6 protein-coding genes are annotated in these 11,710 nt (G+C 69.4%); all 6 read left to right on the top strand.

The window, feature by feature from the left end; all coding sequences use genetic code 11:
• Positions 1-187 precede the first annotated feature (187 nt).
• Positions 188-757, top strand: coding sequence for a DUF732 domain-containing protein (locus ACWDTS_RS14745; protein WP_197251575.1), 570 nt, complete (start codon positions 188-190; stop codon positions 755-757).
• A gap of 18 nt (positions 758-775) precedes the next feature.
• Positions 776-1,735, top strand: coding sequence for a cutinase family protein (locus tag ACWDTS_RS14740; protein WP_197251609.1), 960 nt, complete (start codon positions 776-778; stop codon positions 1,733-1,735).
• Between the two features lie 147 nt (positions 1,736-1,882).
• The gene (locus ACWDTS_RS14735; RefSeq protein WP_197251576.1) at positions 1,883-2,884 is read left to right on the top strand and encodes an LLM class F420-dependent oxidoreductase; all 1,002 of its coding nucleotides are present in this window, start codon (positions 1,883-1,885) and stop codon (positions 2,882-2,884) included.
• A 188-nt stretch (positions 2,885-3,072) separates the two neighbouring features.
• Positions 3,073-4,962, top strand: coding sequence for a long-chain-fatty-acid--AMP ligase FadD32 (fadD32, locus tag ACWDTS_RS14730; RefSeq protein WP_197251577.1), 1,890 nt, complete (start codon positions 3,073-3,075; stop codon positions 4,960-4,962).
• A 50-nt stretch (positions 4,963-5,012) separates the two neighbouring features.
• On the top strand, positions 5,013-9,986 hold the full coding sequence (pks13, locus tag ACWDTS_RS14725; protein ID WP_450118529.1) for a polyketide synthase Pks13: 4,974 nt from the start codon (positions 5,013-5,015) through the stop codon (positions 9,984-9,986).
• A 7-nt stretch (positions 9,987-9,993) separates the two neighbouring features.
• On the top strand, positions 9,994-11,535 hold the full coding sequence (locus ACWDTS_RS14720) for an acyl-CoA carboxylase subunit beta (RefSeq protein ID WP_450118480.1): 1,542 nt from the start codon (positions 9,994-9,996) through the stop codon (positions 11,533-11,535).
• Positions 11,536-11,710: the final 175 nt, after the last annotated feature.

Genomic DNA, 11,710 nt, shown 5'->3' with positions numbered 1-11,710 from the left:
GACCCTCCAGGACCGGTCTCGACCGCGCGGTCGGGGGCACCTATCGTCGGGCGGTGATCGGAGCGACGGCTTCGATCACCGCCCGAAGCTCTCTGTAGCCTGGGGCGGGGCCGGCCCGTCCGGCCCCACGACACTGTTCGCCCGTCAGACCGTTTGCTCACGAAACCGGATGCGAGGACACCACCACATGCCTGCACGGACCCGTTCGCGTTCGACCCGCGTGGTCGGCGCCTGCGTTGCCGCACTGACCGCCGCCGCTGTGCTGGGCGCCTGCGGAAGCGACGATTCCACCGCGACGAGCACCCCGTCGGCGACGACGTCCGCGACGGCCGCGACCACGTCGGCATCCGCGACGGCGACGACGGGCGCCGAGGGCACCGCAGCGGAATCTCCCGCCGTCGAAGCACCCGTGACCAGCCCCGGCGAGGCCGCGACCGCGCCGCCGGCCGAACCCCAGACCGCACCGGGCTTCCCCGGCCCGACCGAGGTCCCCACCGATTCGCGGGACGCGGCGTTCCTCGACGCGTTGCGCGCGGAGGGGGTCGAGCCGTCCGGCGATGGCAGCAGCGCGATCAACACCGCCAACTACATCTGCGGTGCGATCGCCCAGGGCGGCAGCGAGGACGAGATCAAGACGATCGTCACGGCCCTGGTCGGCAGCGACGCCGTCGCCTCGGGGATCGAGATCACCGAGGAGCAGGCCGCCGAGACCGCGAACGTCTACATCGCGACCGCCAAGTCGACCTACTGCAGCTAGGGGAGGATCCACAGCATGATGGCCAGGACGAAGACGAGGCGGCGCGGACGCGTCCTCGTCGTGATCGTTGCGCTTCTCGTCCTGGTCGTCGTGCTGGCGCTGTGGTACATCTTCGCCGGGCGGCTGCCCACGCCGGTCCCGCCGATCCCGCCGACGCCGGAGCAGCCGCAGTCGCAACCCGCGGAGTGCCCCGACGTCCAGGTGGTGTCGGTGCCCGGCACGTGGGAGTCCGCGGTCGGCGACGATCCGTACAACCCGACCGCCAATCCGCTGTCGTTGATGTTGAACGTGACCCGGCCGTTGCAGCAGCAGTTCGATCCGCAGCGCGCGGACGTCTACACCGTGCCGTACGTCGCGCAGTTCTCCAATCCGATCGCGCTGCCGCCGGACGGTCAGCAGTCGTACAACAACAGCCGCACCGCGGGCACCGCGGCGATGGAGGACATCCTGACGCGCCGCTTCGCCGAGTGCCCGCTCACGTCGTACATCCTCACGGGCTTCTCCCAGGGCGCGGTGATCACCGGTGACGTCGCGGCGAAGATCGGGGCAGGGAACGGGCCGGTGCCCGCGGATCGCGTGCTCGGTGTCGCGCTCATCGCCGACGGCCGGCGCGACCCCGACGCGGCCCCGACGATCGGCCCCCCGGTGTCCGGGGTGGGCGCCGAGCTGGCGCTGGCCGGGCTCCGGCTACCGGGTATCACCCTGACCGGTCCCCGGCCGGGTGGGTTCGGTGAACTCGCCGACCGGACCGTGCAGATCTGCGCGCCCAGCGACGGCATCTGCGACGCCCCGCCGGACGCGCTCAATCCCGGCAATCTGCTCGCGAGTGCGCCGCGGCTGCTCGAGTACTACAACAACCCGGTGCATGCGATGTACAACACGTTCGTCGTCGACGACGCCGGCACCACGGCGACGCAGTGGGTCGCGAGCTGGGCCGCGGACAAGATCAACGCGGCGCCGACGCCTCCGGAAGAGTGATCCGAGGGTCTGGTTACCGGGCGGTAGTGTCGGGCGTCACGACCCGTTACAATCTCTCCACCGTCGGCACTTAGACTCGACAATCGGGCTGCGTCCGGAGTGTCCGGGCCGTGGCGCACGGACACAGCACACTGGAGAGAAGGTTCGATGAGTGCGACCGACGGCTCCGCAGCACTTCAGCCGCGGAAGTTCCGCTTCGCCGCGGGTGGGGAGGGCAACGCCGAGGAAGGCGGGGCCAGGCGTTTCGTCGAGCTCGCGCAGCGGGCCGAGGAGCTCGGCTACGACAGCTTCATGATCCCGGATCACCTGGGCAACCAGGTCGGACCGATCGCCGCGCTCGGCGCCCTCGCCGTGGCGACCGACCGCATCCGGATCGGCACCGCGATGCTCGCGAACGGATTCCGCCACCCCGCGATCCTCGCCAAGGACGCCGCCACCATCGACGTGCTCTCCGGCGGCCGCCTCGAACTCGGGCTCGGGGCCGGTTGGATGAAGGACGAATTCGACAAGGCGGGCATCGCCTACGACCGTCCCGGTGTGCGGATCGAGAAGCTCGAGGAGACGCTGCAGATCCTCGACGTGCTGCTGCGCGGCCGGGAATGCACCTTCGAGGGCAAGCACTACCGCATCGACGGCCTCAAGGGCAGCCCGCGGCCACGTCAGGGCCCGCGGCCACCGATCGCGGTCGGCGGGGGTGGTCCGCGCATGCTCGCCCTGGCCGCCCGGTACGCCGACATCATCTCGGTGGCGCCCCCGACCAACAGCGACGGCAAGTTGTTGCTGTCCGGCATCACGATGGCAAGCACGATCGAGCGGGTGGAGACGATCCGGAAGGCCGCCGGTGATCGTTTCGCCGACATCGAGTTGAACTGGACCATCACCATGATCCTCGTCACCGACGACAAGCAGCAGGCCGCGGAGATGGCGCTGGGTGCGCTCGATCAGGGGTTCCCTCCGAACATCGAGGTCGACACCCGCCTGACGGTCGACGACATCCTCGAATCCCCGTATCTGGCAATCGGTTCGCACGAGGAGATCGCCGATCGGATCCGTGCGGTGCGCGCCAAGACCGGCATGTCGTACGTGGGCGTCTTCCCGACTCAGATGGAGGCGTTCGCGCCGGTGATTCCCCTGCTCGCGGGGGAATGACGTAGTGAGGATCTGTAACATATTCGTGATCTCGGACCGATGAACTGGTCCGACGGGTTGCACGTTCGCAGGCCACTCGGCAGCGAATGTGCGACGGTCCGTGTTACGCGGGCCAACGAATCGCGAAGTAATGAACGGGGCGCAACCATGTCGGGTGGTTGTGGGATCGCTTCGACAGGGAGAAGGAATTGAGCGTCGGTTTCGAAGAGTTCATCGATGAGAACGGTCATATCGTTCTGCCCGAGGGCAACACGCTGCTCGATCACCTCGAACAGCACACGAACGGTAACGGCGACGATCTCGCCTACCGCTACATCGATTACTCCCGCGAGCGCGACGGAGAGGTGCACGAGCTGACCTGGCGTCAGTTCGGTGTGCGGATGCGAGCGATCGCGTCCCGTCTCCAGCAGGTCACCAAGCCGGGCGATCGTGTCGCGATCCTGGCGCCCCAGGGCCTGGACTACGTCGTGTCGTTCTTCGCGGCCATCTACGCCGGCGCCATCGCGGTGCCCCTGTTCGACCCGGACGAGCCGGGCCACACCGACCGCCTGCACGCCGTGCTCGGCGACTGCACGCCCAGCGCGATCCTGACGACGACGTCGTCCGCTGCGGGCGTCCGCCAGTTCTTCCGTCCGCTGCCGGCCGCGCAGCGCCCCCGGGTCATCGCGGTCGACGCCATCCCCGATTCGGTCGCCGACACCTGGACGCGCCCGGAGATCGGGACCGACGACATCGCCTACCTGCAGTACACCTCGGGTTCGACCCGGGTTCCGGCCGGCGTGGAGATCACCCACCGGTCCGTGCTCACCAACGTCGTGCAGATGGCCGACTCGATCGAGCTCAACGAGTCCTCCCGCGGCGTGACCTGGCTTCCGCTGTTCCACGACATGGGTCTGCTCACGGTGATCCTGCCCGCGATCGGCGGCAAGTACATCACCATCATGAGCCCGCGCGCGTTCGTGGCGCGGCCCGGCCGCTGGATCCGCGAACTCGCCGCCGTCTCCGACGGTGCCGGCACGTTCGCCGCGGCCCCGAACTTCGCGTTCGAGCACGCCGCCGCGCGCGGCCTGCCGAAGCCGGGGGAGACCCTCGATCTGTCCAACGTGATCGGGCTGATCAACGGCAGCGAGCCGGTCACCACGTCGTCGATGCGCAAGTTCAACGAGGCGTTCGCCCCGTACGGCCTGCCGAAGACGGCCATCAAGCCGTCCTACGGCATGGCGGAGGCGACCCTGTTCGTGTCCTCCACCAAGAGCACCGACGAAGCGAAGGTCATCTACGTCGACCGCAGCGAGCTGAACGCGGGCCGCATCGTGAAGGTGGACCGCGAAGCACCGGGCGCGATCGCCCAGGTGTCCTGCGGCTACGTCGCCCGCAGCCAGTGGGCCGCGATCGTCGACGCCGAGACCGGCGCCGAGGTCCCCGACGAGCACGTCGGCGAGATCTGGCTGCACGGCGACAACATCGGCATCGGCTACTGGGGTCGCAAGGACGAGACCGACGAGACCTTCCACAACCGGATCACGTCCCGTCTCGAGGAGAACAGCCACGCCGAGGGCACCGCGCCGGACGCCAACTGGCTGCGCACCGGCGACTACGGCGTCTACATCGACGGCGAGCTGTACATCACCGGTCGCGTCAAGGACCTGGTGATCGTCGACGGCCGCAACCACTACCCGCAGGACCTCGAGTTCTCTGCGCAGGAGGCCAGCTCGTCGCTGCGCCCCGGCTTCATCGCGGCCTTCGCGGTCCCGGCCAACCAGCTTCCCGTCGACGTGTTCGAGAACGAGGCCTCCGGCCTGAAGTTCGACGCCGACGACGCTTCCGAACAGCTGGTCATCGTCGCCGAGCGCGGCCCGGGCGCCGGCAAGGCCGATCCGCAGCCGATCGCCGACGCGGTCCGCGCGGCGATCTCGAGCCGCCACGGTGTGACGGCACGCGACATCCTGCTGGTTCCGGCCGGGTCCATCCCGCGCACGTCCAGCGGCAAGATCGCGCGCCGGGCCTGCAAGGCCGCCTACATCGAGGGAACGCTGCGCGGGGGGTATCAGCAGCAAGCATTCCCCGATAGCGTGTAACAATTGTTCTCTTTCCCGGGTAGCGTGGTGGGTTGATGGCTGACACTGAAATGACCGTCGCGCAGCTGCGCGAGTGGCTGCGGAACTGGATCGCCGACGCGACCGGGCAACCGGCGTCACAGATCTCCGACGATCGTCCGATGGAGGAGTTCGGCCTCTCGTCGAGAGACGCCGTGGCCCTCAGCGGCGAGATCGAAGACCTGCTCGGCGTCACGCTCACCGCGACGATCGCGTACCAGCACCCGACCATCGCGTCGCTGGCCACCCGCATCATCGAGGGCGAACCCGAGATGCCCGCCGCCGCCGACGACGCGTTCTACGCGGTCGGCGGCGTCACCGGCGCCAAGGACATCGCGATCGTCGGCATGTCCGCCCGGCTGCCCGGGCACGTGGACACCCCCGCGCAGATGTGGGAGCTGCTCGCCGAAGGCCGCAGCGGCATCACCGACCTGCCCGAGGGCCGCTGGTCCGAATTCGAGGGCGACCCGGTCGTCGCCGAGGCCATCGCGAACGCCAACACGCGCGGCGGTTACCTCGACGACGTCAAGGGCTTCGACGCCGAGTTCTTCGCGATGTCTCCCCGCGAGGTCGAGATGGTCGACCCGCAGCAGCGGCTCGCGCTCGAACTCGCGTGGGAAGCGCTCGAGCACGCCCACATCCCGGCGAACGAGCTCAAGGGCGGCTCCGTCGGCGTGTTCATCGGCAGCTCGGCCAACGACTACCAGCTGCTCGCGGTCGCCGACCCGTCCGCGGCCGACCCGTACGCGATCACCGGCACGTCCACCGCGATCGTCGCGAACCGGGTGTCGTACTTCTTCGACTTCCGCGGCCCGTCGGTCACCATCGACACCGCGTGCTCGTCGTCGCTCGTCGCGGTGCACCAGGCCGTGCGTGCCCTGCGCGGCGGCGAAGCCGACGTTGCCCTCGCCGGCGGCGTGAACATGCTGCTCGCGCCCGCGGGCACCCTCGGCTTCGACGAGACCGGCATGCTCACCGCCGACGGCAAGATCAAGGCCTTCTCCGCCGACGCCAACGGCATCGTGCGGTCCGAGGGCGGCGGGCTCGTCGTCCTCAAGCGGCTCGAGGACGCCGAACGCGACGGCGACAACATCCTCGCCGTCATCGCCGGGACGGCCGTCAACCAGGACGGACGTTCCAACGGGCTGGTCGCCCCCAACCCGGAGGCGCAGGTCGACGTGCTGCGCCGCGCCTACCGCGACGCGCAGATCCTGCCGTCCGGGGTCGACTACATCGAGGCGCACGGCACCGGCACGGTGCTCGGCGACCCGATCGAGGCCGAGGCGCTCGGCAAGGTCGTCGGCCGCGGCCGCGACGCCGACAAGCCGGTCCTGCTGGGCTCGGCCAAGACCAACTTCGGGCACCTCGAGGCCGCCGCCGGTGCCGCGGGCCTGATCAAGGTCGTCCTCGCGATGCAGGAGAACCACCTGCCCGCGTCCCTGAACTACACCGCCCCCAACCCGTACATCCCGTTCGAGCAGGCCCGCCTGAAGGTGGTCGCGGAGGGCGCCGACTGGCCGCGCTACACCGGCGCCGCCGTCGCGGGTGTCTCCGGCTTCGGGTTCGGCGGCACCAACGCGCACGTCGTGGTGCGCGAATACACCGGGCACGCCGGACTCGAGGAGTCCGAGGCCGAGGTCGAGGTCCTGCCGGAAGAGGTCGAGACCCCCGCCGCCGAGACTCCCGCCGCCGAGGCGCCGGCCCGCGAACTGCCCGTGCTGCTCCCGGTGTCCGCGGCGCTGCCGTCGCGTCGCCGCCGGGCCGCCGCGGACCTCGCGGACTGGCTCGAGACCGAGGTCGGCAGCACCACGCCGCTCGCCGACGTCGCACGCACCCTCTCGCGCCGCAACCACGGCCGCTCGCGTGCCGTCATCATCGCGAACGACCGCGCCGAGGCCATCGCCGGACTGCGCGCGGTCGCGGCCGGCAAGCCCGCCCAGGGCGTCTTCAGCTCGGACACCCCCGACACCAAGGGACCCGTCTGGGTGCTGTCGGGCTTCGGTGCCCAGCACCGCAAGATGGCCAAGCAGCTCTACCTCGAGAACCCGGTGTTCGCCGCCGCCGTCGACGAGGTCGACGAACTGATCTACGACGAGTCGGGCTACTCCATGAAGGAGAAGTTCCTCGACGACGCGCAGGACTACGACGTCGAGACCGCCCAGGTCGGCATCTTCACCATCCAGATCGGCCTGGCCGCGTTGCTGCGCCACCACGGCGCCGAGCCCGCCGCGATCATCGGGCACTCGATGGGTGAGGCGGCCGGCGCGTACATCTCCGGCGGCCTGTCGCTCGAGGACGCCGTGCGCGTCATCTGCGCGCGCTCGCGGCTGATGGGCGAGGCCGAGGCCGGCCTCGAGGGCGACGACATCCGTCTCATGGCGCTCGTCGAATACAGCGCCGACGAGATCTCCGCCGTGCTCACGGACTTCCCGCACCTCGAGGTCTGCGTCTACGCGGCGCCCACGCACACCGTCATCGGCGGACCGCAGGACGAGGTCAACGCGATCGTCGCGCGGGCCGAGTCCGAGGAGAAGTTCGCGCGCGTCCTGCAGACCAAGGGCGCGAGCCACACCTCGCAGGTCGATCCGCTGCTCGGCGAGCTCGCCGCCGAACTCGCCGGCATCGAACCGCACCGCCTGAAGGTGGACGTGTACTCGTCCGTCGATCAGGAGACCCTGTACCGCGCGGGCCACGAGGGCATCCACCCGGTCGAGTACTGGACCAAGGGCCTGCGGCACAGCGTGTACTTCACGCAGGCCGTGCGGCAGGCGCTGGCCGACGGATACACCACGTTCCTCGAGCTCAACGCCAACCCCGCGACCCTCATGTCCGTCGCCGCCACCGCGTTCGACGCGGGCGTGCAGGACGGCAAGTTCATCCAGACGCTCAAGCGCAAGGAAGACGAGTCGCTCGGCGTGCTCACCGCGCTCGCGCAGCTCTACACGTACGGGCACGCGGTGGATCTGCGCAGCCTGCTGCCGGACGGCGAGTACGCGGACCTGCCGCGGACCGCGTTCCTGCGCAAGGAGTTCTGGCTGAAGACGCGCATCGGTTCCGGCGGCAACGGCCGGGTCCCCGGCGCCCGCGTCGCCCTGCCCGACGGCCGCTTCGCGTGGGAGGTGCAGGCTTCGGCCGTCACCGATCCCGCGGCCCTCGCGACCGCCGCGGCCGCGCAGGTGTATGCCGACGTCACGCTCGTCGCGAGCGTCCCGCACGCGTCGGTCCCGGCCTCCGGCACGCTCACCACGACCCTCACCCCGCACCCCGGTGGCGCCTCCCTGCAGGTCCACGCGAAGGATGCCTCCGGGTTCACGCTCGTCCACGAGGCCGTCGTGTCCTCCGGCGAGGTGCTGCCGGAACCGGTCGTCGCGCCCGTCGAACGTGCGGCCGACACCGTCGAGGAACTGCCCGAGGTCGTCGAATCCTTCGGCGACAGGTGGGATCCGGAAGGTTCGGAGAGCCTCGAGGACCGGCTCGCGGTGATCGTCGCCGAGTCGATGGGCTACGCCCCGGAGGATCTGCCGGTCGAGATCCCGCTCATCGACCTGGGCCTGGACTCGCTGATGGCGGTCCGCATCAAGAACCGCGTCGAGTACGAGTTCGACATTCCGCAGCTGCAGCTGTCCGCCGTCAAGGACGCGAGCCTGCGTGACGTCGCCAAGTACCTGCGGTACGCGGTCGAGAACCGCGAGGAGGTCGCCGCGCTCGCCGCGCAGCAGGCCGCCGAGAAGGCCGCCGAACGGGCAGCGGAGGACGCCGAGGACGCCGCGAACGCGGTCACGGTGCCGCCGGTCGAGGACACCACCGTCATCGCCGAGGCCGAAGCGATCCTCGCCGAGGCCGAAGCCGAGGCTGCGAAGGCCGAAGCGTCACCGGCTGAGGCGGCCCGGACCGACATCACCGATCAGCAGGCCGTCGCGGAGGCGTCCGGTCAGCACGTGCCGCCGCGCGACGCCGCCGAGCGTCTGACGTTCGCGTCCTGGGCGGTGATCACCGGCGAATCGGCCAAGGGCATCTTCGACACGCTGCCGATCCTCGACGACGAGACCGCCGAGCGGCTCGCCGCGCGCCTGACCGAGCGATCCAACGGCGAGATCACCGTCGACGACGTGCTCGACGCCGAGACCATCGAGCAGCTCGCCGAGACCGTGCGGCAGCACCTCGAATCCGCCGACCGCATCGACGGCCTGGTCCGTACGCTGCGGCCCCGCCCCGAGGGTTCCGACGCCGTGCCGGTGTTCGTGTTCCACCCCGCGGGCGGATCCACCGTGGCCTACGAGCCGCTGCTCAAGCGTCTGCCCGCCGACACCCCGATGTACGGGTTCGAGCGGACCGAAGGCCCGATCGAGCAGCGTGCCGCCGAGTACCTGCCGTTGATCAAGGAGATCCAGGGCGACGGCCCGTACGTGCTGTACGGCTGGTCCCTCGGTGGCGTGCTCGCCTACGCGGTCGCGCGGATGCTCCGCGCCGAGGGCAAGGACGTGCGGTACGTCGGCCTCATCGACACCGTCATGGCGGGCGAGAAGGTCGAGGACACGCCGGAGGAGATCACCAAGCGCTGGCAGCGGTACGCGAAGTTCGCGAAGAAGACCTACGGGGTCGATGCGCCGCTGCCGTACGAGCAGCTCGCCCAGGCCGACGACGAGGGCCAGGTCCGCATCCTCATGGACCTGCTCAAGCTCAGCGGCGCGAAGATCCCGGGCGGGATCATCGAACACCAGCGCACGTCCTGGCTCGACAACCGTGCCATCCAGACCGCGAGGCTCGAGCCCTACGACGGGAACGTGGTGCTGTACATGGCCGACAAGTATCACGATGACGCGATAGACCTCGAGCCGGCGTTCGGAACCCGGCAGCCCGACGGGGGGTGGGGCGAGGTCGTCCGCAACCTGGAGGTGATCCACGTCGGTGGTGACCACCTGCAGATCGTGGACGAGCCGTACATCGCGAAGGTGGGGGCCGACCTGACCCGGAAGCTGGCCGAGATCGCGGCCACGAGGAGCTGAACGAGTAGTGACCACCACGGCAGAAAAGCTGGCCGACCTGCGCAAAAAACTCGAAATCGCGAAGGAGCCTGCGGGCGAGGCCGCGATTGCGAAGCGCGCGAAGAAGGGCATCCCGAGCGCACGGGAACGCATCGACATGCTGCTCGACAAGGGCAGCTTCATCGAGATCGGTGCGCTCATGCGGACGCCCGGGAACCCGGACGCGTTCTACGGCGACGCCGTCGTCGTCGGCCACGGGACCGTCGACGGGCGGCCCGTCGCTGTGTTCTCCCACGACCAGACCGTCCTGGGTGGCAGCGTCGGTGAGATGTTCGGACGCAAGGTGTCGGCGGTTCTCGAGCACGCCCTGAAGGTCGGCTGCCCGGTCGTCGGCATCAACGACTCCGGTGGAGCCCGCGTCCAGGACGCGGTGACCTCTCTCGCGTGGTACGGCGAGATCGGCAAGCGCAGCGAACCGCTGTCCGGGCTGGTCCCGCAGATCTCGGTCATCGTCGGCAAGTGCGCCGGTGGTGCCGTGTACGCGCCGATCAACACCGACGTCGTCGTGGCGACCGAGGACGCGTACATGTTCGTCACCGGCCCCGACGTCATCAAGGCCGTCACCGGTGAGGACGTCAGCCTCGAAGAGCTCGGAAGTGCCCGCAAGCAGGCCGAATACGGCAACGTGCACCACATCGCCCCCGACGAGAAGGCGGCGTTCGAGTGGGTGCGGCAGTACCTGAGCTACATGCCGTCGAACGCGCAGGAGAAGCCGCCGGTCATCAACCCGGGTCTCGAACCGGAGATCACCCCCGACGATCTCGAGCTCGACACGTTCATGCCCGACGCCGACAACGCCGGCTACGACATGCACGACGTCCTGCTGAAGATCTTCGACGACGGCGAGTTCTTCGAGATCCGGTCGCAGGTCGCGCCGAACATCATCACCGGCTACGCACGCGTCGACGGACGTCCGGTCGGTGTCGTCGCGAACCAGCCGATGTTCCTGTCCGGTGCGCTCGACGCGGCGGCCGCCGACAAGGCGGCGCACTTCGTGCGGGTCTGCGACGCCTACGACATTCCGCTCGTGTTCGTCGTCGACACCCCCGGCTTCCTGCCGGGTGTCGAGCAGGAGAAGATCGGCGTCATCAAGCGCGGCGGTCGCTTCCTGTTCTCGTACGTCGAGGCGTCGGTGCCCAAGGTGACCGTGGTCGTGCGCAAGTCGTACGGCGGTGGTTACGCGGTGATGGGTTCCAAGCAGCTCGGCGCGGACATCAACCTGGCGTGGCCGACGGCCCGCATCGCCGTGATGGGTGCGGAGAGCGCGGTCGCGGTGATCGGCCGCCGTCAGATCGAGGCCGCCGGCGACAACGCCCCGGCCGTGCGCCAGCAGCTCATCAACTTCTACAACGAGCACGTGGCGACGCCGTACATCGCGGCCGAGCGCGGCTACGTCGATGCGGTGATCGAGCCGTCGACGACCCGCCTCGAGATCCGTCGCGCGCTCAACCTGCTGCGCGACAAGAAGGTCTTCAAGAACCCGCGCAAGCACCACCTCCTCCCGCTCTGACGCTCCCCGGTGACGGAACCTTCGCGGAAGGTTCCGTCACCGGTGGATGCGCCCACGGATTCGGAATTCGCCTGCGCTACACGTTGGTTGCCAGGATGGTCGTGAGACACCCGGCAACCAACGCGGGGAACGGACACAGAGATGATCGACATCCCGATCGGACGGACTGCTACCG

The organism is Rhodococcus sp. NPDC003383 (genome assembly GCF_053589115.1).
This window is presented reverse-complemented; position numbering and strand designations above follow the sequence as displayed.

Coding starts and splice junctions, on each gene's coding strand:
- ACWDTS_RS14745 (WP_197251575.1), top strand. CDS start 188: ATGCCTGCACGGACCCGTTCGCGTTCGACCCGCGTGGTCGGCGCCTGC.
- ACWDTS_RS14740 (WP_197251609.1), top strand. CDS start 776: ATGGCCAGGACGAAGACGAGGCGGCGCGGACGCGTCCTCGTCGTGATC.
- ACWDTS_RS14735 (WP_197251576.1), top strand. CDS start 1,883: ATGAGTGCGACCGACGGCTCCGCAGCACTTCAGCCGCGGAAGTTCCGC.
- pks13 (WP_450118529.1), top strand. CDS start 5,013: ATGACCGTCGCGCAGCTGCGCGAGTGGCTGCGGAACTGGATCGCCGAC.